At 65.4% G+C, this 22488-nt stretch carries 24 protein-coding genes; 10 read left to right on the top strand and 14 right to left on the bottom strand.

All coding sequences use genetic code 11. The features are described from left to right. The first annotated feature begins 115 nt into the window (after positions 1-115). Positions 116-1753: an exodeoxyribonuclease VII large subunit gene (gene xseA / locus ABID58_RS13290; protein WP_354032958.1), complete on the top strand. Its 1638-nt coding sequence runs from the start codon at positions 116-118 to the stop codon at positions 1751-1753. Positions 1754-2007: 254 nt separating this feature from the next. On the opposite strand, the gene ABID58_RS13285 is transcribed toward xseA, so the two are convergent. Both ABID58_RS13285 and ABID58_RS13280 read right to left on the bottom strand, forming a co-directional pair. Then, positions 2008-2157: a hypothetical protein gene (locus tag ABID58_RS13285; RefSeq protein WP_354032957.1), complete on the bottom strand. Its 150-nt coding sequence runs from the start codon at positions 2155-2157 to the stop codon at positions 2008-2010. Positions 2158-2200: 43 nt separating this feature from the next. Further along, positions 2201-3031: a dienelactone hydrolase family protein gene (locus ABID58_RS13280; protein ID WP_354032956.1), complete on the bottom strand. Its 831-nt coding sequence runs from the start codon at positions 3029-3031 to the stop codon at positions 2201-2203. Between the two features lie 179 nt (positions 3032-3210). Between ABID58_RS13280 and ABID58_RS13275 the strand changes: the two genes are divergently transcribed. Then, positions 3211-3438: a DUF2093 domain-containing protein gene (locus ABID58_RS13275; protein ID WP_354032955.1), complete on the top strand. Its 228-nt coding sequence runs from the start codon at positions 3211-3213 to the stop codon at positions 3436-3438. Positions 3439-3454: 16 nt separating this feature from the next. Here the strand turns inward: ABID58_RS13275 and ABID58_RS13270 are convergent, their stop codons facing one another. From ABID58_RS13270 to ABID58_RS13240, 7 genes are all read right to left on the bottom strand, one after another. Next, positions 3455-3763: a hypothetical protein gene (locus ABID58_RS13270; RefSeq protein ID WP_354032954.1), complete on the bottom strand. Its 309-nt coding sequence runs from the start codon at positions 3761-3763 to the stop codon at positions 3455-3457. Between the two features lie 177 nt (positions 3764-3940). Next, entirely contained in the window at positions 3941-4957 is a 1017-nt protein-coding gene (gene lpxK / locus ABID58_RS13265; protein WP_354032953.1) for a tetraacyldisaccharide 4'-kinase, read from the bottom strand. Further along, positions 4950-6266, bottom strand: a complete 1317-nt coding sequence (locus ABID58_RS13260) for a 3-deoxy-D-manno-octulosonic acid transferase (protein ID WP_354032952.1) — start codon at positions 6264-6266, stop codon at positions 4950-4952. Before ABID58_RS13260 ends, lpxK begins: the two co-directional genes overlap by 8 nt. Further along, entirely contained in the window at positions 6259-6972 is a 714-nt protein-coding gene (locus ABID58_RS13255; RefSeq protein WP_148755094.1) for a lysophospholipid acyltransferase family protein, read from the bottom strand. Before ABID58_RS13255 ends, ABID58_RS13260 begins: the two co-directional genes overlap by 8 nt. Next, positions 6969-7214: a DUF4170 domain-containing protein gene (locus ABID58_RS13250; protein WP_128953976.1), complete on the bottom strand. Its 246-nt coding sequence runs from the start codon at positions 7212-7214 to the stop codon at positions 6969-6971. The genes ABID58_RS13255 and ABID58_RS13250 overlap by 4 nt, the downstream gene beginning before the upstream one ends. A 57-nt stretch (positions 7215-7271) precedes the next feature. Next, entirely contained in the window at positions 7272-8084 is an 813-nt protein-coding gene (locus ABID58_RS13245; RefSeq protein ID WP_354032951.1) for an inositol monophosphatase family protein, read from the bottom strand. Continuing rightward, complete coding sequence (locus tag ABID58_RS13240) at positions 8071-9474, bottom strand: TldD/PmbA family protein (RefSeq protein WP_148755092.1); 1404 nt, start codon at positions 9472-9474, stop codon at positions 8071-8073. Before ABID58_RS13240 ends, ABID58_RS13245 begins: the two co-directional genes overlap by 14 nt. 278 nt (positions 9475-9752) lie before the next feature. On the opposite strand from ABID58_RS13240, the gene ABID58_RS13235 reads away from it, so the two are divergent. Then, positions 9753-10271: a DUF6101 family protein gene (locus ABID58_RS13235; protein WP_354032950.1), complete on the top strand. Its 519-nt coding sequence runs from the start codon at positions 9753-9755 to the stop codon at positions 10269-10271. Here the strand turns inward: ABID58_RS13235 and ubiA are convergent. Further along, the gene (gene ubiA / locus ABID58_RS13230) at positions 10268-11200 is read right to left on the bottom strand and encodes a 4-hydroxybenzoate octaprenyltransferase (protein ID WP_148755090.1); all 933 of its coding nucleotides are present in this window, start codon (positions 11198-11200) and stop codon (positions 10268-10270) included. The genes ABID58_RS13235 and ubiA overlap by 4 nt on opposite strands. Then, positions 11197-11856 (bottom strand): hypothetical protein, encoded by a 660-nt coding sequence (locus ABID58_RS13225; RefSeq protein WP_148755089.1) that lies wholly within the window; start codon positions 11854-11856, stop codon positions 11197-11199. Before ABID58_RS13225 ends, ubiA begins: the two co-directional genes overlap by 4 nt. Before the next feature lie 210 nt (positions 11857-12066). On the opposite strand from ABID58_RS13225, the gene ABID58_RS13220 reads away from it, so the two are divergent. Further along, positions 12067-12822: a 16S rRNA (uracil(1498)-N(3))-methyltransferase gene (locus tag ABID58_RS13220; protein WP_354032949.1), complete on the top strand. Its 756-nt coding sequence runs from the start codon at positions 12067-12069 to the stop codon at positions 12820-12822. A 15-nt stretch (positions 12823-12837) separates the two neighbouring features. On the opposite strand, the gene ABID58_RS13215 is transcribed toward ABID58_RS13220, so the two are convergent. The 3 genes from ABID58_RS13215 to ABID58_RS13205 all read right to left on the bottom strand — a co-directional run bounded on the left by ABID58_RS13215 (position 12838) and on the right by ABID58_RS13205 (position 15250). Beyond that, on the bottom strand, positions 12838-13896 hold the full coding sequence (locus ABID58_RS13215; RefSeq protein WP_354032948.1) for a helix-turn-helix domain-containing protein: 1059 nt from the start codon (positions 13894-13896) through the stop codon (positions 12838-12840). Continuing rightward, positions 13856-14362, bottom strand: a complete 507-nt coding sequence (locus ABID58_RS13210) for a hypothetical protein (RefSeq protein WP_148755086.1) — start codon at positions 14360-14362, stop codon at positions 13856-13858. The genes ABID58_RS13215 and ABID58_RS13210 overlap by 41 nt, the downstream gene beginning before the upstream one ends. A 180-nt stretch (positions 14363-14542) precedes the next feature. Further along, positions 14543-15250, bottom strand: a complete 708-nt coding sequence (locus ABID58_RS13205) for a GntR family transcriptional regulator (protein WP_354032947.1) — start codon at positions 15248-15250, stop codon at positions 14543-14545. Positions 15251-15487: 237 nt separating this feature from the next. Here ABID58_RS13205 and ABID58_RS13200 point away from each other — a divergent pair, with 237 nt between their 5' ends. The 6 genes from ABID58_RS13200 to hisG all read left to right on the top strand — a co-directional run bounded on the left by ABID58_RS13200 (position 15488) and on the right by hisG (position 22436). Continuing rightward, entirely contained in the window at positions 15488-17062 is a 1575-nt protein-coding gene (locus ABID58_RS13200) for a sugar ABC transporter ATP-binding protein (protein ID WP_354033041.1), read from the top strand. Beyond that, a complete protein-coding gene (locus tag ABID58_RS13195) occupies positions 17059-18396 on the top strand; it encodes an ABC transporter permease (RefSeq protein ID WP_354032946.1) in 1338 nt (445 codons plus the stop codon). The genes ABID58_RS13200 and ABID58_RS13195 overlap by 4 nt, the downstream gene beginning before the upstream one ends. 37 nt (positions 18397-18433) lie before the next feature. After that, positions 18434-19357 carry a substrate-binding domain-containing protein gene (locus tag ABID58_RS13190; protein WP_430640200.1) on the top strand — a complete coding sequence of 308 codons (924 nt, stop codon included), beginning with the start codon at positions 18434-18436 and terminating at the stop codon, positions 19355-19357. 139 nt (positions 19358-19496) lie between these two features. After that, entirely contained in the window at positions 19497-20090 is a 594-nt protein-coding gene (locus ABID58_RS13185) for a DUF1349 domain-containing protein (RefSeq protein WP_148755082.1), read from the top strand. Positions 20091-20303: 213 nt separating this feature from the next. Continuing rightward, positions 20304-21455 (top strand): ATP phosphoribosyltransferase regulatory subunit, encoded by a 1152-nt coding sequence (locus ABID58_RS13180; RefSeq protein WP_148755081.1) that lies wholly within the window; start codon positions 20304-20306, stop codon positions 21453-21455. A gap of 3 nt (positions 21456-21458) precedes the next feature. Beyond that, the gene (gene hisG, locus ABID58_RS13175) at positions 21459-22436 is read left to right on the top strand and encodes an ATP phosphoribosyltransferase (RefSeq protein WP_354032945.1); all 978 of its coding nucleotides are present in this window, start codon (positions 21459-21461) and stop codon (positions 22434-22436) included. Positions 22437-22488: the final 52 nt, after the last annotated feature.

The raw sequence follows: 22488 nt of genomic DNA, 5'->3' as shown, positions 1-22488 counted from the left end.
CAAACTCCCTTACAAGTCCAACAATAGAGAACTCTATATTACAGAGTACTCTCCATATCAATACCCGGATTGGCGCCGCGCGGCGAAAATCCTTAACGTCGGGCTAGATCCCAACATGCCGAATCGTTTGCCGATGCCTGCGGAACCTCTGCCCAATACGCCCGAATTCACCGTCTCCGAGCTCTCCCAGTCCCTGAAGCGGACGGTGGAGGACACCTATGGCCATGTCCGGGTCCGCGGCGAGATCTCCGGGTTCCGCGGCGCCCATTCCTCCGGGCATTGCTATTTCGCGCTCAAGGACGAGAGCGCCAAGATCGAGGCGGTGATCTGGAAGGGCGTGCACGGCCGGATGCGCTTCAAGCCCCAGGAGGGGCTCGAGGTCATCGCCACCGGCAAGCTCACGACCTATCCGGGCTCATCGAAATACCAGATCGTCATCGAGGCGCTGGAGCCGGCCGGCATGGGCGCGCTGATGGCGCTGATGGAGGAGCGCAAGAAGAAGCTCGCCGCCGAGGGCCTGTTCGACGAAGCGCGAAAACAGTTGCTGCCATGGCTGCCGGAGGTGATCGGCGTCGTGACCTCGCCGACCGGCGCCGTGATCCGCGACATCCTGCACCGGCTCGAGGACCGCTTCCCCCGCCACGTGCTGGTGTGGCCGGTGAAAGTTCAGGGCGACGGTTCGGCCGAGCAGGTCGCGGCCGCGATCCGCGGCTTCAACGCGATTGCCCCGGGTGGCAAGATTCCGCGGCCCGATGTGCTGATCGTCGCGCGCGGCGGCGGCTCGCTGGAGGATCTCTGGTCGTTCAACGAGGAGATCGTGGTCCGCGCCGCAGCCGAGAGCCTGATCCCGCTGATCTCGGCGGTCGGCCACGAGACCGACATCACGCTGATCGATTTCGTCGCCGACAAGCGGGCGCCGACGCCGACGGCAGCCGCGGAGATGGCGGTGCCGGTGCGCAGCGAATTGTTCGTCGAGGTCGCCGATCTGGCGCGGCGCACGCGCGCCTATTGGCAGCGTGCCCACGAGAGCCGCCGCAGCGAATTGCGCGCCGCCGCACGCGCCCTTCCCGCGGCGTCCGATCTGCTCGCGATCCCGCGGCAGCGGCTGGATTCAGCGGGCGCCTCCCTGCCCCGCGGGCTCAAGGCCAACACGCATGCGCATTTCCGCAGGTTTACCGCGGCAAGCTCAAAGCTGACGCTGCGGGTGCTGCACGGCCAGATCGCGCAGGCCAGCCACCGGCTCACCGTGTGCGGCGAACGGCTCGGCCTGTCGGCGCGCTCGCTGCTGCGGCAACGGCGCGACCGCTTCGCCGGGCTTGAAGTGCGCCTGCGCGCCTCAAAACTCTCCAACGCGCAGGCCCAGCGCAACGCGATTGTCCGCCAGCGCGAGCGCACGCATCGCCTCGCTGAGCGCGCCAACCGCGCGCTTGTCACCTTGCTGCAGCGGTTGGATGCCCGCGTCGAGAACAGCGGCAAGCTGCTCTCCGCACTGTCCTATCGCGGCGTGCTCGCCCGCGGCTTTGCGCTGGTGCGGGATGACGCAGGGCATCCGCTGCATTCGGCGGATAGCGTCGGACCGAATGCGCGGCTCGCGATCGAGTTTGCGGATGGACGCGTGAACGCGACGGCGGATGCCGATGTCCCGGCGCCCGTGGCCAAGCGCGCGCCGGCGCAGCCAAAGCCCGCGGCGCAGGAGACGAAGCCCGCGCCGAAGCGCGTGGGCAAGCCGGTGGATCAGGGCAGTTTGTTTTAGGCCCCCCGCTGTCATTCCCCGCGAAAGCGGGGAATCCAGTACGCCGCGGCTTCTCGGTGAATCACAACAGTCTCGGAATACTGGATCGTCCGGTCAAGCCGGACGATGACAGCGAGGATGTGGCGCGCGCGCAGCCCCAACCTCGTCATTGCGAGCGCAGCGAAGCAATCCAGAGTCCCTCCGCGGAAAGATTCTGGATTGCTTCGCTGCGCTCGCAATGACGATGTGGAGGCAGTGCGTAGTTCCCCCCGCCCCTACCGGCAGGACAAGCCGGCGTCGATCGTGGTCCAGAAGCCGCAATGGTCCGGGGCGAGCTGGGTCGAGCCGGCGTGGGCTTCGAACAGGAAGATCACGACGGTGAAGATCACCAGTGCGGAGGAGAACAGAGCGAAGCGATTGCGCATGAGAGATGCGTTTAGCCGACATCATGGTCGAACTAAGGCACCACTATCGCGCCAGCCACTCCGCGACTTCCTTCTGCGAGTCCGCACGCGCCTCGGAATCGGTGCCGAGATGGCCATGCTCGGGTACGGCGGCGTCGGTGCTGCTGGCGGCCGCGTGCAGCGGCGTGTTGGCGCGGTCGAAATCGTGATAGGCGCCGGGATAGACCACGATGCGCGCAAGCGCGCTGCGGCCGTGCGCGCCATCCACCATCTGGCGGCAGGCCGGCGGCGACGAGACGTCGTCATTGGCGCCGATCAGCACCAGCGTCGGCACCCGCGTGCTCCAGCCGAGACCGGCGGAGATCCGGCAATCCGGGTAGAATGCGATCGCGGCGCGGAAGTCCGGTCCCGCATCGCGCGCCACGCTCTGCGGACGCACCGCCCAGAGCAGCGCGCTGGCGCCGTTGGCCCAGCCCATCAGGCTGACACGGTTACGCGCCACCCAGCTCTGCTTCATCAGCCAGGCACGCGATGCCGCGATGTCGGTGACGCGCTCGCGCCGCGCCTTGACGTGCGTCTCCTTGACGCGGCATTGCGGACCGAGCTCGCGCGAGCCGTAGCTGTCCGGCAGCAGCACCGCATTGCCCGCCCTAAGCAGGCGCTCGGCCCAATCGCGATAGCGCGGCTGGACGGAATCGGAATGGCTGCCGAGGCCGCCGCAGCCATGCAGCGCGATCACGGTCGGAAACGGCCCCTCGCCCTCGGGCTTGAACAGTTGCGCATGCAGGACGCCTGACGACAGCGGAATCTCGATCTGCGCAGGTGCAGGCGCCGGCGCAGCATGCGCGGCCGATATCAGAACCGTCAGGAACAGGGCGGTCAGCGGAAGGCGCATCGGACTCTGTTGGAGGTGGCGCACGGCCTCAAGCACTATCATGCGGTAACGGCGGCAAAACATCACAAACCGGTGGGTTTAACGGGCGGACAAGCCACCCTATTTATGCTACATCCAGTCCAACACATCGTGCCCTGCAAGGTTTTCCGAACAGGGCCCATCCACGGAGACTTTCGACCGTGCTGAACAAGTTCGGCCCCTCGGGCCATGGCGAAGCGCAGGTACAATATCTCGACGGCGATTTCCGCGTGATCTCGCCGGGGACATTCGTGCGCTGCGCCATCACCGACACACGGATCCCGCTCGACGAATTGAAATACTGGAGCGTCGACCTGCAGGAAGCCTACGCCACGCCCACCGCCGTGCTGCAGCGGCATTTCCCCAACGCGCCGAAGCCGCAGGCGTGAGGCCTCACCCGCGCGGCTATTCCTGCTCGGGACCATCCGTGCCCACGCAGGTCTTGATCGCACTCTTGCGCGCCTCGCCGACCACCTTCTGATCGATCGCCTGTTTCAGGCAATCGAGCCGCGCCTGCGCCATGCAGAGCTGCATCTGGTCGCGCTTGTCCTGCCCCTTGAGGTTCTGCGTCGTTGCGAGACAAGTCACGCGCTTGGTCGCGGGAACCGGCACCGTGGCGCCTGAAGCCGCGGGGGCCGGCGTCGTCTGTGCAAACATGGGCGCAACGATCAGACACACAAGGCCGGCGGCAAGGGCCGCGAGAAGCAGTTTCATCGCATTCTCCGAGATCGCGTGGGATCGATATAGGTTTTGCGATGAACGTTGGCTGAATGGCGGACTGCTGTAGGGTGGGCAAAGCGCAGCGTGCCCACCACCTCACTCCGGACGCGAACATAGATGGTGGGCACGCTTCGCTTTGCCCACCCTACGAGACGATCGTTCGCGGAAATTTCAGCGGCTTGAAAAGCGCCGCTCGCGGGCCTTGTAGAGATGGTCGCTGATCAATTGCTTGAGCTTGGCCGGATCGCCGAACTCGAGCTGGACGGCGAACGGCACGACACCATCGGGCACGCCGTCGCAGCCGCGCAGGCGCGCGAGATCCTTTTCCGTCGTCACCAGGATGAGCTGCTCGCGCCGCGCCTCGGCTGCCAGCGCGGCGAGCTCGCCTCGCGAGAACATGTGGTGATCGGCGAAGGGACGCGTGCGTGCGACCTCGATTCCGCAGGCTGCCAAGCTGCGGAAGAAACGCTCGGGATCGCCAATGCCGGCGAAAGCCAAAACCCGCTTGCCGAACAGTTGCGCGACGGCAGCCGCGTCCGGCTTCAGGCGCGCGCGTAGCACCGGCTTGTCGCGCGCGGAGATCTTCGCCGCGACATCGTCCGCAGCATGGCCGTCGCCGATCAGCACCAGCGCGTCGGTGCGCGCAAGCTGCGCCTTCAGCGGCGCGCGCAGCGGACCGGCCGGAAACACCTTGCCGTTGCCGAGGCCGCGCGCGCTGTCGATCACGATCAGCGAAGCGTCCTTCAACAGAAGCGGGTTCTGGAAGCCGTCGTCCATCAGGATCACGGTGGCGCCTTGGGATTTGGCCAGCGCGACGCCGTCGAGGCGGGCGCGTGCGACGGCGACGGGGACGTCGCGCACCATCATCAGCGGCTCATCGCCGATATCGGCAGCGGTATGACGTTCGCGATTGACCATCACCGGGCCGTGCAAGCGTCCGCCATAGCCGCGGCTGAGCACCACCGGTGTCTCGCCGAGCTCGCGCAGCAGCTTGGCCAGCGCCAGCACGGTCGGCGTCTTGCCGGCGCCGCCGACGTGGTAATTGCCGACGCAGATCACGGGGATGCCGGCATCAAATCCACTGCGCGCCATGCGGCGCGCAGCGATGGCGCCATAGAGCGCGCCCAACGGGCTGAGGAGATATGAGTTCGGGGAACGCGGCCGGTACCAGAAGGCCGGCTCACGCATTGGCGGCTCCCATCTCGATCCGCAACTGCATCAAATACGGCTCGAGCGCCGTCATGGTGCGATCGAGCGCGCCGCCGAGCTGCTCGACCACGCCTGTTCCTGCGCGCTGTATCTTGTCGCGTATGGCCGGATCGGCCAGCAGCTGGCCAAGCTGCTTGACCAGCGCCTCCTGCGTGTCGGCCTGGCGTGCACCGCCGCGGCCGTCGAGTGCCTCATAGACGTCGGCGAAGTTGAAGACGTGCGGACCATGGACGATGGCCGCACCGAGCTTGATCGCCTCGATCGGATTCTGGCCGCCATGGCGGATCAGCGATCCGCCCATGAAGACGATCGGCGAGAGACGGTAGAACAGGCCAAGCTCGCCCATGGTGTCGGCGACATAGATGTCGGTCGCGGCCGTCGGCAGCTCCTCGCGCGAGCGCAGGGCCGGCTTCAGGCCCGACGCCGTGATCAGACCTGATATCGACGAGCCGCGATCGGGATGCCGCGGCACAATCACGGTCAGAAGCTGCGGGAAGAAACCGACGAGGTTGCGATGCGCGGCGACCAGCATCTCGTCCTCGCCCGGATGGGTCGAGGCTGCGACGATGATCGGACGCCCGCGCGTCATCGTCATCAGCCGTTCGAGCCTTGCGGGATCGGCCGGCGGCGCCGGAACGTCGAGCTTGAGATTGCCCGTGGTGACGACGTCGCGGCTGCCGAGCGTGGAGAAGCGTTCGGCATCGGTGTTGGACTGTGCGAGACAAATGTCGAACCGCGACAGCAGCGCCGAGATGGTGCCGTGCATCCGGCGCCAGCGCGGGAAGGAGCGCTGCGACATCCGCCCGTTGATCAGCACCATCGGCACCCGGCGCGCCGCGCCTGCCAAAATCAGGTTCGGCCACAGGTCGGATTCGATGAACAGTGCCAGCGAGGGCTTCCAATGGTCGAGGAAGCGCGCGACGTAGCGCGGGGAATCATACGGCACGTATTGATGGATGACGTCGGGCGCAAAACGCTTTGCCACAACGGCGGCCGAGGTGACCGTGCCGGAGGTGAGCAGGATGCGCAAATTGAGGTCGCGCAGCCGCTCGATCAGCGCGGCCGCGGCCAAAACCTCGCCGACGCTGGCGCCGTGGATCCAGACCAGCGGGCCATGCGGACGCACGTCCCGGCTGAGCCCCCGCCGCTCGCCGACGCGCGCGGGATCTTCCTTGCCCTGCTTCAGCCGCCGCTTGATCAGCGCAGGCGCGAGCGGCACCAGGCCCGTGGCCAGGCGCCGATACATCCGCAGCGTCATCGGCAGCCCATGAGGCAGCGAATTAGCCATCTGCAGGTCCCGGACGACCAAGCTGCGCATAGGCGCGGCGGGTCGCTTCGTTCAGCGTGTCTTCCAGCTCCTGCCGCAGCGCTTCCATGGTGGCGGCATCGGCATCCGGCGGCACGTGGATCTCCTTGATGCCGACCAGAGCGCCCCGCCCGAACGGCAGGTTGATGGTGGTGCGGTCCCAGTTCTTGAGCCGGATGAAGCGGCTGGTCGCCATTGCGAAAGGCATGATCGGCCGCCCCGATTCCCGTGCCAGCATGATGATGCCGAGGCCGGCCACGCGCGAACGCTTGGGGACATCGGCGGTCAGCGCGACATTACAACCGTCCTGGAGCGTGTACACCATTTCCCTGAAGGCGCCGACGCCGCCTTTGCGGTGGAAAGCGCCGCCGTGATCCCCGGAACCCCGGATCAGGCCGATGCCGAGCCGCTCGACGGCGATCGCGTTGAACTCGCCGTCGCGATGCCGGGAGATCAGCACCTTGGCCCGGTAGGAATCCTTGTTCTTGATGAACGGGGTGAGGAAATGCTGGCCGTGCCAGAATGCGAAGATCGCCGGGATCTGCGGCTCGACGATGTCATAGACGTCGGGCGGATCGAACGTGAACCTGTTGGTCCGCCAGACCAGACGCAGATATTCGGCCGCCAAGACCCCGACGGCACGCTGAAACCAGCTGCTTCGTAGCGTATTGCGAAGCAGTTTTTTCAACGCGCCTTCGTTTCTTGATTCGGGTCGAGCAGCCGGTGGAGATGGACGATGAAATAGCGCATCTGCGCGTTGTCGACCGTGCTCTGCGCCTTGGCGCGCCAGGCGGCGTGGGCGGACGCATAGTTCGGATAGAGGCCGACGATCTCGACGTCGTCGAGATTCTTGAAGGTGTTGTGCTCGAGGTCGAGCAGCTCGCCACCGATGACGAGATGGAGCAGTTGTTGCGGGGCACTATCAGACATGGGTTCTCCTAACGGGCTGCCCGGCAAAGCAGTGTTCGAAAAGCATAACGGACGCGCTCAGGGCAAGGGGCGATTTCGAAAATGCGCGACAATGCTCGCATGACGATCGCGTCCCGCTGCCACCAGCACCCCGTGCGCCACTTCCCGACGATTATAGAGGATGGGATCTCCGGAGAGGTCGCTCATCCTACCATCCGCTTCCTGCACGATCAAATCGGCCGCCGCAAGGTCCCAATCATGGCTGTTGCCCCCCGCAAAAGCCGCATCCAGCCCGCCATTAGCGACCCGGCAGAGCCGGAGCGCCAGCGACCCGATTCGCGGATGCAGCTTGATGTCGCCGCCGCTTGTATTGAGTCGCTCGACCATCGGCTTCGGGCCGGCGACCCGAGCGAAGTCGAGCGCGGTCCCCCCCGTCGCCCGGACCGGCTTGCCGTTGAGGATCGTGCCCTGGCCGCGGACGGCGAAAAAGAACTCGTTGCTAACAGGCGCGAACACCGCAGCCAGCACCGGCGAGGCATCCTCGACCAGCGCGACGCTGACGCACCAATCGTCATGGCCGTTGAGATAGTTGCGGGTGCCGTCGATGGGATCGACCACCCAGGTCAGCCGCCGTGACAGCCGCGTGGCATCGTCGGCGCTCTCCTCCGAGAGCCAGCCATAGTCCGGCGTGGCGCCGCGCAGCCGCGCTTCCAGGAGGTCGTTGACGGCGATGTCGGCTTCCGAGACCGGCGAGGACGCGCCCTTGGTCCACTTCTTCAGCTCGGTGCGGAACATCGACTGCGCGAGGCGACCTGCCTCCCGCACCGTGTCCTGCAGCAGCGCCGCGTCGCGCGTCAGAACGTTTGCGTCGAGACTGTCAGCGTCCGCCAAGCGTCAGTCCTTCGATGCGCACCGTCGGCGCATTGATGCCGTAGCGGAACTCGAGATTGTTGGCCGGCTGCATCGACTTGAAGATCTCGAACAGATGGCCCGCGATCGTCACCTCGCTCACGGGATAGGTGAGCTCGCCGTTCTCGATCCAGAAGCCGGAGGCGCCGCGGCTGTAATCGCCGGTGACGCCGTTGACGCCCGAGCCGATCAGATCGGTGACGTAAAAGCCCTGCTTGATGTCCGAGATCAGCTCGGCCGGCGTCGGCGTGCCCGGTTCGAGATGCAGATTGTACGGCCCGGGCGACGGCGAGGACGACACGCCGCGATGGGCGTGGCCGGTGGTGGTGAGGCCGAGCTCGCGCGCGGTGGCGCAATCGAGCAGCCAGGTCGTCAGCACGCCCTCGTCGATCAGCGCGGTCTGCTTCACGGCGACGCCCTCGGCGTCAAACGTCTGCGAGCGCAGGCCGCGCTTGCGCAGGGGGTCGTCGATGATGCGGATGTTTTTCGCAAACAGCTGCTGACCGAGCTTGTCCTTCAGGAAGCTGGTCTTGCGCGCGATCGAGGCGCCGTTGATGGCGCCGACGACATGGCCGACCAGCGAGCCCGCAACGCGCGGATCGAACACGACGGGCACCTTGCAGGTCTCGACCTTGCGCGGATTGTAGCGCGCCACGGTGCGCTCGCCGGCGGAACGGCCGACGATTTCCGGCGACAGCAAATCGGCACCGTGCGGCGCCGAGGTGAAGTCGTAGTCCCGCTCCATGCCGGTGCCTTCGCCGACGATCGCGGTCGCCGAGATGCCCTGGCTCGAGCGCAAGTATGAGCCGTGGAAACCGGTCGAGGTGACGAGCACCATGCCGCCCATGCCGGCGGAGGCCGAGGCGCCGCCGGATTTCGACACGCCCTTGACGGCAAGTGCTGCGGCTTCGGCTTCGAGCGCGCGGCGCTCGAGCTCTGACGTCGCGGGAACATCGGGATCGAGCAGATCGAGATCGGGGAAATCGCGCGCGAGCAGCGCGGGATCGGCGAGCCCGACATATTTGTCGTCGGGCGCAACACGCGCCATCGCCACCGCACGCTCGGCAAGCTTGGTCACGGCATCGCCGCTGGCGTCATTGGTCGACACCACGGCCTGGCGCCGGCCGACCAGCACGCGCAGGCCGACATCGTCGCCCTCAGACCGCTCGGACTCCTCGACACGGCCGTCGCGCACCTCGACGCCCTGCGAGATGCCGCGCACCGCGACCGCGTCGGCCGCATCCGCGCCGGCGCGCTTCGCCGCCTCGACCAGACGCTGAGCAAGATCCGAGAGCGCGGACTGATCGAACAGGTCGCGATTGGCTTTGGACGTTTCCTGGGGCAAAAGCGTCGAGCTTGGTGAAGGGTTCACAAACGAAATCCTGTTGGGACGCGGGAGGTTTCGGGGCGATCGGGGCCCTGAACACCAGATGTGCCCAAATGGTGCGGACTTCAAGCATTATCAGCCTGCAGAAGGCTCAGATTCGCGGCTTCTGCGCAACGTCTCGTCAATCATGCGCGCCAAGGTCTTGTCAATCATGGCGGGCGGTGACGCCGGATTAACCAGGCTTTTTAAGCGGTTTCGGAAACGAGCGCGCTAAGGTCCTCGCATCGACCGGGAACATAATCCTGGCGGGGAGAACTAAAGCCGTGAGGCGTCAAACAGCAACATGCGGGGCCAACCCCGCCGGGTCGAGCCGCAGCTTGCGGCTCGACCCTCTTTCCCTTCCGGTCCGCTTCGATGCGCATGATCCGCGTGCCGACGGCTACACCAGGCAAATCGAGCTTCATCGCGAGCGTGTCGTGCTGCGCCGTGCCGTCCGCGGCATGCAGATGGCGATCAACGTCCGCGTCAGCGACTTCACCGGCGTCGCGCTGCGCGGCAATGACGAGGCGCAGACCCTCGTCCTGGTGCATCGCGATCCCTCGCTCTCCGTTCCACTGCTGGTCAGTGCCGATGGCGACGATCTCGCTGAGGCCTGGGCGATCTGGAGCGAGATATTTGCGCTGCCGCAGCTCGACGAAGGTGCCCGCAAGCCCGCACCGCGCCGTCGCCGCCGCAACGCGATCCGCGACCGCCGTCCGAAATTCCTGATGCGCCGCCGCACCGCCATGGCGCGCGAGCTGCCGGTTCATCGCGGAGAACGCGAGATCACTGCAAGGAACTAAGCCGCGCGGATCACCGCGTCGGCCAGCAATCCCGCGAACAGCAGCGCCCCCGCATATTTGTTCGAATAGAACAGCCGCCTGCAGAGCTCGGGATCCTCGATCCGGAGCCGCGCGATCTGCCAGCCCAGATGCACGGCGAAGGCGGCAAGCCCGAGCCAGGCTGGCCAGCGCGCATCGCCTGAGGCGAGTGCGACACCGATCAGCATGACTGCAAGACCATAGAACAGGATCAGCGCCTGGTGCGTATGTGCGCCGAACAGGCGCGCGGTGGACTTGATGCCGATCAGCGCATCGTCCTCGGCGTCCTGATGCGCATAGATGGTGTCATAGCCGATCACCCAGGAAATCGCGCCGGCGTAGAGCACCAATGCGGTGACGTCGATGCGCCCGAAGGTGACGGCGAATCCCATCAGGGCGCCCCAGGAGAAGGCGAGCCCGAGCACGATCTGCGGCCACCAGGTGATGCGCTTCATGAAGGGATAGATCGCAACGATCAGAAGCGAGGCGATGCCGGTCAGAACCGCGAAGCGGTTGAACTGCAGCAGCACGACGAGCCCGATCAGGGCCTGCGCGACCATGAAGGCGAGCGCCTGCCTGGTGGTCACCTGCCCCGACGGCAGCGGCCGCGAGCGGGTGCGCTCGACCTTGTCGTCGAGGTCGCGGTCGGTGATGTCGTTCCAGGTGCAGCCGGCGCCGCGCATCACGAAGGCGCCGATCAAGAACAGCACGATGACAAGCGGCAGGCGATGGACATCATGCGCCATGCCGCTGGCGAGCGCGGCCGACCACCAGCACGGCATCAACAGAAGCCAGGAGCCGATCGGACGATCGAAGCGAGACAAGCGCAAATAAGGCCGCGCCCATTGCGGCGCGAGCGTATCGACCCAGTTGCCGGTGGAATCGGCAACGCGGGCGGATGTGTCACTCATCGGGTGAGGACGTTGCCGTTGAGCGTATCGAAGGTGCTGCCGCCCTTCTTGCCTGCATTGGCTTCCGGCGCCGAGCCCGAACCCACCACCTCGCTGAGCGACGGACCGGCCGGACCGCGGGGCTGGTTCTGCATCTGCTGCGCAACGTTGCAGACCTTCGTCGCCATGGCCTCGGTGTTCTTGTGGCCGTCCTTCATCTGGGCGCCGACGTTCGGCGGGATTCCGCATTTGGCGGCATGAACCTCGATGTATTTGATCATCTTGGTCTCAGCCTGGCTGAAATTGCGGATCAGCTTGCAGGCCTCATCCGGCGGCGCATGACGGCTGCTCGCGGCCTGGATCAGCTTGCCGCGCTTCTCGGCCTCCTCGCGGAGCGGCATGAAGGCCTTCATGCAGTCCTCGCCGGAACCGCCTTGCGTCGGTGGCGCCGCGCTGAAGGCGCCGGCACCGCCGATGGGAGCTGCGCCGTTGGTCGGGAACGAGGCTTGCGGTGCACCGCCGACGGAGGCGACCGGCGCCGAACCGTTCACTGGCGGAAACGCGGGATCGGGTGCGGACCGGCCCGGCAGCGGCGCCGGGAACCCCTGGGCGTAGGCGCCAGCAGCACCCATGGTCAGCATGGCGGCAGTGATCGGAACCATCAATCGACGGATCATCAAGATAGTCTCTCCGGCAGGAGCTTACGGGGTCGGCGTCTTCCCAATTGAAGCGCAACCAGCGCGCCCGCGATTTTACGATTCCCGCCGGCGCTTAACAACCCGTCGAATAGGGCAAGAGCGCGGCGCGCCGACGCACCAATTCGGCAATATTTACCCCCGAAACGGCTGGTTTCGGTTAAGAACGGCGGCAAATCGGACTTTTGATCGATGCCCTCCCACGATTTTCGCGCCCCCCGCCTGTTCGTCGAGCCCTCCCTGGCCCTGGATGCCAGGGTTCCGCTCGACCGGGACCAGAGCAACTATCTCGGCAATGTGCTGCGGCTTGCCGCCGGGGCGGAGGTATTGGTCTTCAACGGCCGCGACGGCGAATGGCAGGCCGCGATCGAAGGCCGCAAGCGGCCCGACAACCTCGTCATCCTGCAGCAAGTCCGCCCCCAGGATCGGCTGCCCGACCTCGCTTACGTGTTTGCGCCGCTCAAGCATGCCCGGCTCGATTATACGGTCCAGAAGGCCGTGGAGATGGGCGCCGCCATCCTGCAACCGGTCCAGACCCGGTTCACCCAGGCCTCGCGCGTCAACACCGAGCGCATGCGCGCCAATGTCATCGAGGCCGCCGAGCAATGCGGGATCCTGAGCCTCGCCACCGTGGCCGAGCCCGCGCCGCTCGAGCGCTACCTCAGCCAGCGCCCCGCCGATCGCCTGCTGGTGTTCTGCGACGAGGCGGCCGAGGTCGAGAATCCGATCCAGAGCCTGCAACAGGCGCGCGCATCCGGGCATGGTATCGACGTCCTGATCGGCCCCGAGGGCGGCTTCGCCGAAGAAGAGCGGGCCCTGCTGCTGCGCCAGCCCAGGATTCTGCGGCTGGCGCTGGGCCCGCGGATCCTGCGGGCAGACACGGCCGCGGTGGCGGCGCTGGCGCTGGTGCAGGCCGTGCTGGGCGATTGGGGCGCTACGGCCGGTTAGGTCGCGATCTCCCTTCTAGCTGTGCTCCCGCACAGCTCGATGCAGGGTCTCGGACGGCAGCTCGCCGAACGCCGCCCTGTAGCTCGCCGCGAACTCGCTCAAATGCCAGAAGCCATGGGCAATGGCGCAGGCCTTCACGCTGCGCCGTCCCGGGCCGGTGCGCAGTTGCCGGCGCACCGACCAGAGACGCAGGACCCGGCTATAGCGATTCGGGCTCATGCCGCAGATGGCCTGCGTCGCACTCTGCAGGGTCCGAACCGACACGCCCACCCGCTCGGCCATTTCGGTCGTCTTGAGCCAGATCGTCAGATCGTGCCGGATCGATCTTTCCATGTCGGCGACGATCCGTAGATAGCTCTCTGTCGTGGCATGCACAGACCTGCTGTCCACGCTGGTCCGGATGGCGCCGTCGATCGCGCCGAGCAGGGATTGTTCGACAGCCGCTCGCGAAATCGGCCCGTTCAGGAAGTCCGGATCGTTGGCGGCGGTTTCAAGCGTTGCCGAGATCAGGCACTGCAGCGAGGCGAGCACGTCCGCTGCCGGGCTCAGCAAATGATAGCCATCCAGTCGAGACCAGGGCCCGCACGCGGGCGGCGTGAAGTAGACCACACCGATCAGACGGCCGACCGGCTCATAGACCAGGCAATCGGACGCGCCCTTCAAGATGACAATCGAACTACCGATTGACTGCCCATTGATGCGGGTCGAGGTCACATGATCCATCGGCACCACCACGGCGGCGGCATGCGCCAGCTGATAGCCGCGAATGATCCGCGGGAAGGTCCTCACCAGCGACAGGCTCAGGGTCGGCAGACTGAGCCGCGCGCGCATGATCGCGGTCGACCCGGCAGACAACGGCATGCTGGACGCACCGGCATATCTCTCGCTGTCGCCGAAATGATCGATGTCATACGACCGGAGCTCGAGCGCCGCGGATGGCTTGAGACCCTGGAACGACAACAAGCGCTCAGCAGCGCTTTTTTGAACTCCATCGCCAGCAATGTTGAGATGGCTTTGATCCATGTCCTGCCGCTTACTTCGCCTTCTTCGTCGCCACGACCAGTTTGGCGGCACTCAGATCATCCGGTCCGTTGATGCCGGCGCGCTTGAGATCGCGAAGCAGCTTCGTCAGCAGCAGCATGTTGGTCTTCTGTAGCTCGTGGTTGTTGCCAAACTTGAATGCATTCTGCTCGGTCACGATCAGCCCGGCCTTGGTCTCGGCGAGAACCTTCCGCCTCTTCAGTCCCGCCACGCGACGACGAACCGTCTCCAGCGGCAGGCGGAGGAAGCGAGACAGTGCCGCGCGGGACACGCCCTGCTTGATCGTATCCGGCTCGACCGTGTGAATGCTGGAAAACCTCTCGTCCAGTGACGGATCGTTCATCACATTGATGACGTTCGCATTGAGAATCGCGTGCACGATCAGAAGGTCCATCGGATCGAATTCGTCGTAATTCCGGAACATCTCGCTGATCGAAAACAGCATATAGGCCAGCGTGTGTCGCGAGACCGTCCGGATAATATCAGAAGCATTGCGCATGAATCGGAAGCCAACATTCATCTTGTAAACGAAGGCAGCAGCGAACGTCTCATCCGCCATACCCAAAATGAGTATGCGACGACTTGTCCGCCGGACTCAATCGCATTGTGACGTCAGGGGGTGCAGGCGCGTCGGATCGCGAAAGCGAGATAGTTCTGCGTCTGGCTGGGCCCGCGGGTGCTAGTCTTCAAAGAAGCCGGGATGTTTCGCGACAAAAGACTGCAGCTCGCGCGATACGCGATCGAGATGGTTCGCCATTTGGTTTTTTGCCTGATCAGGCTGATGGGCAGCAATCGCTCGAAATATCGCTTCGTGCTCGCGGAAGGTTCCCTCGGGTCGTCCCGGCTCCGGCAGAAGCGTCCGGCGAACGCGCTCCAGATGAGTCCGGATCGGATCGAGAACCTCGCCAACCCGCCCCAGCCGCAAGCCCTCAGTCATCTGGCGATGAAATCGGGTGTCGAGTTCGTGGAAACCCTGGAGGTCACCGCTGGTGATGGCGGCCATTTGGTAGGCGACGTTCTGACCAAGCGCAGCAATCGCATCGTCCGGCATGTCGGCCGCGCAGACCCCGACCACCTCTATCTCCAGCGCACGCCTCATCAACATCCATTGCCGCACATCCTCAAGGTGGATCTTGGCCACGTAAGAGCCGCGCTGCGGCTCAACCACGACAAGCCCCTCAAAAGCCAGCCGATTGATCGCGGTCGTTATGGAAAGTCGAGACACCTCGAAAATTGCACACCACTCATTCTTGTCGATTGGCGCGTCCGGCGCGAGCGCACCCGAAACGATGGCCCGCTTGAGCGCCAAATAGGCCTGGTCGACTTTCGACCCGCCCGCCCGACGCGCGGCGGTCGTTCCTCCGCCGAATCCGCCGACTGAATGCATGCTCTGGTCCTTTGGCTGACGTTCACATTTCCAGTGGTGCGGAAGCCAATTGTTGACAGCAAGAGGCTTGACGAGCGGCAACTGATATAACTAGCATATCAGAAAAATGACGAACGAACAGCTGGCGCGCGACGTCTCCTGAGACTTTGAGCGCGCTGGGAGGAGAGTAGCCCGATGGAGACACGCTTCGGCGCCCTCGGAGAAGAGGATGATCGGGCCGCGCACCGCTCCCCGCGTATGGTCGAGCTGGGCCGGGCCTGCGCGCCGACCGGGCAAATTGTGCTTTCTGCGGAGCGCGTCTCGAAGTCTTTTGCCGGTGTAAAGGCGCTCAGTAGCGTCGACTTCGATCTGCGCTGCGGCGAGGTGCACGCACTGATGGGCGAGAACGGTGCCGGCAAGAGCACCTTGATGAAAATTCTTGCGGGCGTGCATACGAATTACCTGGGGACGATCGAGGTCGGTGGCCGGGCCGCCGCATTTGCCGGTGTGCGCGATGCTGAAGAGGCCGGCGTCGCGATCATCCACCAGGAGCTCAATCTCGTTCCCGAGCTGAGCATCGCCGACAATATCTTTCTGGGTCGCGAGCCGCTGATCGGCGGCGTGCTCATCAACCGCCGCCGCATGGTCAAGGCGGCGGAGCGCCTGCTGCACCGCCTCGGCGTCCGGATCGCTCCCGAAAGTCGACTCGCCGACTTGCGCGTCGGCGAGCAGCAATTGGTGGAAATCGCCAAGGCGCTATCGCTCGACGCCCGCATCCTCATCATGGACGAGCCGACCTCTGCATTGTCGTCGTCGGAATGCGAGACCCTGTTCAAGATCGTGCGGCAACTCGCGAGCGAAGGCGTCGCGATCATCTACACCTCGCATCGTATCGAGGAGGTGCTCGATCTCGCCGACCGGGTGACGGTGCTGCGCGACGGCAGGCACGTTGTCACGGCTCCGATCGGTGACTTGTCGCGGGGCGCGATCATCTCGGCGATGGTCGGCCGCGACATGGTCACAAGCGATCGCGGGGCGGCCGCGCAAGACGGCGCGAACGTCCTTTCGGTGGATGACCTGACGCTGGACACGCTTGGTCCGCATGGCTGGCGCCGGATGTTGCACGGCGTCAGCTTTCAGCTCGGGCGCGGCGAGGTCCTGGGCATCGGCGGCCTGCTCGGTTCCGGCAGGACGGAGATCCTGGAGTCTATCTTTGGTGTCGCGAACGGTTGGCGGGGCGGCGCCATCGCGATCGATGGCGCGACCGTCGATATCAGCTCGCCAGCGGAGGCCTACCGCCTCGGTGTCGCGCTCGTGAGCGAGGATCGCAAAGAGCGCGGCCTGCACCTCGCGGCCTCGATCTGCGACAATATCGCCCTGCCCTCGATCGGCGCGCTGTCGCGCTTCGGCCTGCGCGCCGTCGCGCGTGAACGCGCGCTGGCGGCCGACATGGTCGGCCGGCTCTCGGTCCGCTGCACCGGCATCGATCAGACGGCAGCTGCGCTCTCCGGCGGCAATCAGCAGAAGGTCGTGATCGGCAAGTGGCTCGCCACCGAACCGCGGATTCTGCTGCTCGACGAGCCGACCCGCGGCATCGATATCGGCGCCAAGCAGGATATCTACCGGCTGATCTTTGATCTCGCCGCGCAAGGCCTCGGCATCGTCGTGGTGACCTCCGAGATGCCGGAGCTTCTTCTGCTGTCCGACCGCATCCTGGTGATGTGTGAGGGGCGGCAGACCGGAATCCTGCGGCGCGAAAGCGCGACGCAAGAGACGGTGATGCGCCTTGCAGCGCCGGGCATGGCAGCCTGGTCGCAGGAAACATTGTCATGAAGGCGCTTCTTCGGCTGTTGTCCCGGACCAAGCTTTACTGGGGCTTGCTGCTCATCTGCCTGGTCGGCGCCCTCACCTCGCCGCATACGTCGTCCGGTAACAATATCTTCCTGTCCTACGGCAACCTGACCGATGTCCTGCGGCAGGTCTCGATTACGGGCCTGGTCGCCACCGGCATGACGATGGTCATTCTGCTCGGCGGCATCGATTTGTCGGTCGGCTCGGTCATGGGCTTTTCGACGGTGATCTGCGCGATGCTGCTCACCAAGCCCGGCTGGACCGCGGCCGCTGTGATCGGCGTTCCGGCGGCGACGCTTGTCAGCGGTGTTGCCGTTGCCCTTGCTGCGCGCTTCATCTTTGCCGGTCTCGCCCGTGGCCGTGATGTCAGCGCGGGGCGACGCCGCGAGATCGCGCTATCGTCATGGCGCAGCACGGGGCTTCCAGGATTGCTCGGCCTTGTCGTCGCGATCGCGGTGGCATGGTGGACGGGGAACCAGGTCGCGACCAAATTCGGCGTTCTCGGCGTTCTCCTCGTCGCGCCCTGCCTCGCCTTGATGCTCGGGGCGATCAACGGCGTCCTGATCGTCACCGGTCGATTGCAGCCCTTCATCGTCACGCTGGCGATGATGGTCAGTGCGCTCGGCATCGCCCGTCTCACCGCCGGCCAGGACAATGCCGTCGTGCCGGTCTACACCGGCACCAACGCCACCGAATCATTCGAGCTGCTCCGCTCGATGCTGTGGGGCGTGCTGCCGGTGCCGAGTGTTTTCTTCCTCGCGGCGATCGTCCTGTTCGGCGCGATCCTGCGTTTCACGACCTTTGGACGCTACGCCTATGCGATCGGCGGCAACATCGAGGCCGCCAAGCTTTCGGGCATCAAGGTCGCCCAGGTCCAGCTCACCGCCTATCTGCTGTCCGGGCTCCTGGCGGGAATTGCAGGGGTCCTGTTCGTCGCGCAGTACCGGCAAGGCAAGCCCGATGCCGGCGCCGGGCTCGAGCTCGACGCCATCGCCGCGGTCGTGATCGGCGGCACCAGCCTGATGGGCGGCCGAGGCGGTCTCGCCGGCACCTTCGTCGGCGTCCTGATCTTCGGTTTGCTGTCGGACATCCTGCAGCTTCAGAACATCGACTCCAACGTCCAGCTGCTGATGAAGGGGTTGATCATCGTCTGCACCGTGCTGGTGCAGGAGCAGAATCTCGGCCAGCTCATCGCGCGATGGCGGTTCAGCCGATCGCCGGAAGCCAGCGCCGATCCGAAAACAGCCGAATCCTGTCGGCTGCCAAGCGCCGCCAAGGCGCAATTTGCAAGGGAGGATTTCGATGAAGCGTCGTGAATTCCTAAAATTGTCGACCACCATGGCCGGCGCCGCGATGACGATCTACGTGCCGGCCGGCTGGAGTCCCGCCAAGGCCGCCGCGAAATGGAAGGTGGGCTTCAGCCAATGCACCACGCTCGAGCCGTGGCGCGTGCAGTTCAACAAGGACATCCAGGCCGAGGCAAAGAAGCAGCCGGATGTCGAGCTCGTCATCACCGACGGCCAGGACAAGACCGAGAAGCAGGTCGCCGATTGCGAGAACCTCGTTGTCCAGCAGGTCAACGTCCTGTTGATCTCACCTAAGGAATCGGCGGGCCTGACCGGCGTCGTCGAGAAGGCGATCGACGCCAAGATCCCGGTCATCGTGCTGGATCGCAACGTCGACACCAAGCGGATCACACAGTTCATCGGCGGCGACAATGTCGCGATCGGCAAGGCCGCCGGCGAATATGCAGTGAAGCTGCTCGGCGGTCCCGGCAAGGCGGCCGGCAACGTCGTCGAAATCTGGGGCGGCATGGGCACGCAGCCCGCCCACGACCGGCACGACGGCTTCCATGCTTTCACCGACAAGGAGCCGGGCATCAAGAACCTGCTCAACAACCAGTCGGGCGACTGGAAGCAGGATAAGGCCTACAACATCATGACGACCGCGCTGCGCAACAACGAGAAGATCGACCTGGTCTATGGCCATAACGATCCGATGGCCTACGGCGCCTATCTCGCGGCCAAGGACGCCGGCCGCGACAAGGATATCAAGTTCATTCTTGGCATCGATGGCCTGCCGGATGAAGGCGTGACCTGGGTCAGCAAGGGGCAGCTCACGGCGACTTTCCTCTATGCGACGCCCGGAGCCGAAGGGCTGCGGCAAGCCGTCAAGCTCTTGAAGGGCGAGAAGCTGGAGCCGGTCATCACCTTGCCCACAATGCTGATTACGAAGGACAACGCATCGGATATCCTGAAGAAGAACGGGCTGCTTTGACCTCCTGATCTTCAGGTTGACGCAGGAGTGACAGAGTCTGGTTCGACCTGGTCGAACCGGACTCTGCATTCGTTTGGGTTGTGTCCTCCTGCTTGTGGGATGGCGCTGGACCGGCTGCCAATGCTGATCGAGGTTTGACATGAGCGATCCGATCTTCCGTAGAAGCGACGGCGTGTGGCTGAATGAACCGGAACGGTGGACCGCGCGCGGCGACGGCCTCGAGATGGTCACTGATCGAGCCACCGATTTCTGGCGCGAAACCCATTACGGCTTCAGTCGGGACAGCGGACATTTCCTGGGCTTCCGCACCGCCGAGGCATTCACCGCCGAATTGCGCGTCCAGGGCGACTTTCGGGCGCTCTACGACCAGGCGGGCATCATGGTCCGTATCGACGCGCAACGTTGGGTCAAGGCCGGAATCGAATTCTCCGACGGCCGCGCCATGCTTGGCAGCGTTCTGACCGACGGACGATCAGACTGGGCGACAGCCCCCTATGGGCACGACGCCGGCGACTTCTGGATGCGCGCAACCGTGACCAATGGTGTCCTTCGCTTGCAGGTTTCGGCCGATGGCAAGCTTTGGCCGCTTGTGCGATTGGCGCCATTCGCCAAGGCAGACTCGTACCTTGTGGGGCCGATGGCCTGCACGCCCGAGCGGGCCGGATTGAAGGTCGTTTTTTCGGCGTTTCGCCTGACGCCGCCGCTCGGCAAGGATCTGCATGATCTCGGCTGAGGCGCGAGCATCAGCTCTGTCGTATGCGCATCCCGGCCACCAGTGGCTTTCCCAGGACATCTGGGGCACGACAGAAGACCGTTAAGCGATTGATCCTTTGGAGGTCGAAACCGCTTTCAGGCCATGCTAAGGGCTGCGCCAGCTTGCCTCCCCTTGGCCTCCTCTTGGCCTCCCCTTGCCCTGCCCGGTTCCGCCGGGACGATGGACCCCGAGATGACCGCGACTGCCACCTCAAATGCTGCCGGCTCCGCCGCCTGGGCGGATACGCTGCTGTTGTCCTTTGCGCAGGCCGGCTATGTCAGGGCCGAGCCCGCCATCCTGCAGCCGGCCGAGCCGTTCCTCGACCTGTCCGGCGAGGACATCCGCAAAAGCCTCTATCTGACGACCGACCTGTCCGGCGACGAGCTCTGCCTGCGCCCCGACCTGACGATCCCCGTGGCGCGCGACTATCTCGCCTCCAGCCGCGCCGGCCAGCCGGCCGGGTTCAGCTATCTGGGTCCCGTGTTCCGCTACCGCAGCGGACAGGCCAGTGAATTCCTCCAGGCCGGGATCGAGTCGTTCGGCCGCCAGGATCGTGCCGCCTCGGATGCCGAGACGCTGGCGCTGGCGCTGGAGGCGACCGCGGCTTTCGGCGTGCGCGACGTCGAGATCCGCACCGGCGACGTGGCGCTGTTCAACGCATTGCTCGACGCGCTCGACCTTTATCCGGTCTGGCGCCGCCGCCTGGTCAAGGACTTCCATCGCAGGATCAGCCTGGAGCAGGATCTGGAAGGGCTGGCCCGCACGACCGCAACCACGCGCAGCGAATATGAGGGCGTGCTGGCTGCGCTGGCGGGCTCCGATCGCAAGGCGGCGCTGGCCTTCGTCACCGATCTGATGTCGATCGCCGGCACCACCAATGTCGGTGGCCGCACCACGGCCGAGATCGCCGACCGCTTCCTCGAGCAGTCGACGCTGAAGGGCGGTGCACTGCCGCGCGAGGCGGTCACCGTGCTGAAGCGCTTCCTGTCGATCTCAGGCAATCCGGACGATGTCATTGCCGCGCTGCGCGCGCTGACCGCCGACGCAAAGCTCGACCTTGCCGGCGCAATCGACCAGTTCGAGAGCCGGATCGGCTTCATGGCGGCGCGCGGCATCGACGTGAAGGCCACGCGCTTCTCGACCGCGTTCGGGCGCGGCCTCGATTACTACACCGGCTTCGAATTCGAGCTGCATCACAAAGGCAACGGCGCCGAGCCGCTGGTTGCCGGTGGCCGCTATGATGGACTGATGACCCAGCTCGGATCGCCGGCGCCGATCCCGGCCGTCGGCTTCTCGGTCTGGGTGGACGCGCTGACCAGGATCGGCCGCAAGGTGGGAGCTTAAGTCATGAGCGCGCCATTCGTTCTGGCCGTTCCCTCCAAGGGTCGCCTCCAGGAAAACACCGAGGCCTTCTTCGCCCGTGCCGGGCTCAAGCTGTCGAAGGCCGGCGGCGCCCGCGACTATCGCGGCACGCTTGCAGGCCTCGACAATGTCGAGGTCGCCTATCTCTCGGCGAGCGAGATCGCATCGCAGCTCGCCCGCGGCGTCGCGCATCTCGGCGTCACCGGCGAAGACCTGGTGCGCGAGAATATCGCCGACGCCGACAAGCGCGTGTCGCTGATCGACGGGCTCGGCTTCGGCTATGCCGACGTCGTAGTCGCGGTGCCGCAGGCCTGGATCGACGTCCGCACCATGGCGGATCTCGACGACGTCACCACCGGCTTCCGCGAGCAGCATCACATGCGGATGCGGGTCGCGACCAAGTTCGTCAACCTCACCCGCGCCTTCTTCCAGAGCCACGGCATCACCGATTACCGCATCGTCGAGAGCACTGGCGCGACCGAGGGCGCGCCGGCGGCCGGCAGCGCCGAGCTGATCGTCGACATCACCACGACAGGTGCGACGCTCGCCGCCAATGGCTTGCGGGTGCTCGACGACGGCGTGATCCTGCGCAGCCAGGCCAATCTGGTCGCCTCAAAGGAGGCCGACTGGTCGCCGCAGGCCCGCGAGACCGCCCGCGTCATCCTCGACCACATCGCCGCCCGGGCCCGGGCCAACAAATATCGCGAGGTCCGGACCCGCTTCCGGCAATGCGACGCCACCCTGCTCACCGAGGCCCACAGCCGTTTCGGCGTCGAGGCTCCGTTCGGCGGGCCGACCTCGTCGGGCATGCTCACGCTGCACTGCCCACCCGGACAGCTCTACGCGCTCGCGAGCTTCCTGCGCGAACATGGCGCCGAGACCGTCTCGGTGGTCTCGCTCGACTACGTGTTCGACCGGGAGAACCCGCTGTTCGCCAAGCTCGAAACGTTCCTGCGGCAGTGAGCCTCAGGTCCGTTCAGCGTAGCGACAGCAAGCAGCAGCTACCATATGCTGT

This window comes from Bradyrhizobium sp. S3.2.6, assembly GCF_040546885.1.
Classification (GTDB): Bacteria; Pseudomonadota; Alphaproteobacteria; order Rhizobiales; family Xanthobacteraceae; genus Bradyrhizobium; species Bradyrhizobium cytisi.
The sequence above is the reverse complement of the archived record's forward strand: the minus strand, read 5'-3'. Positions and strand labels throughout refer to the sequence as shown.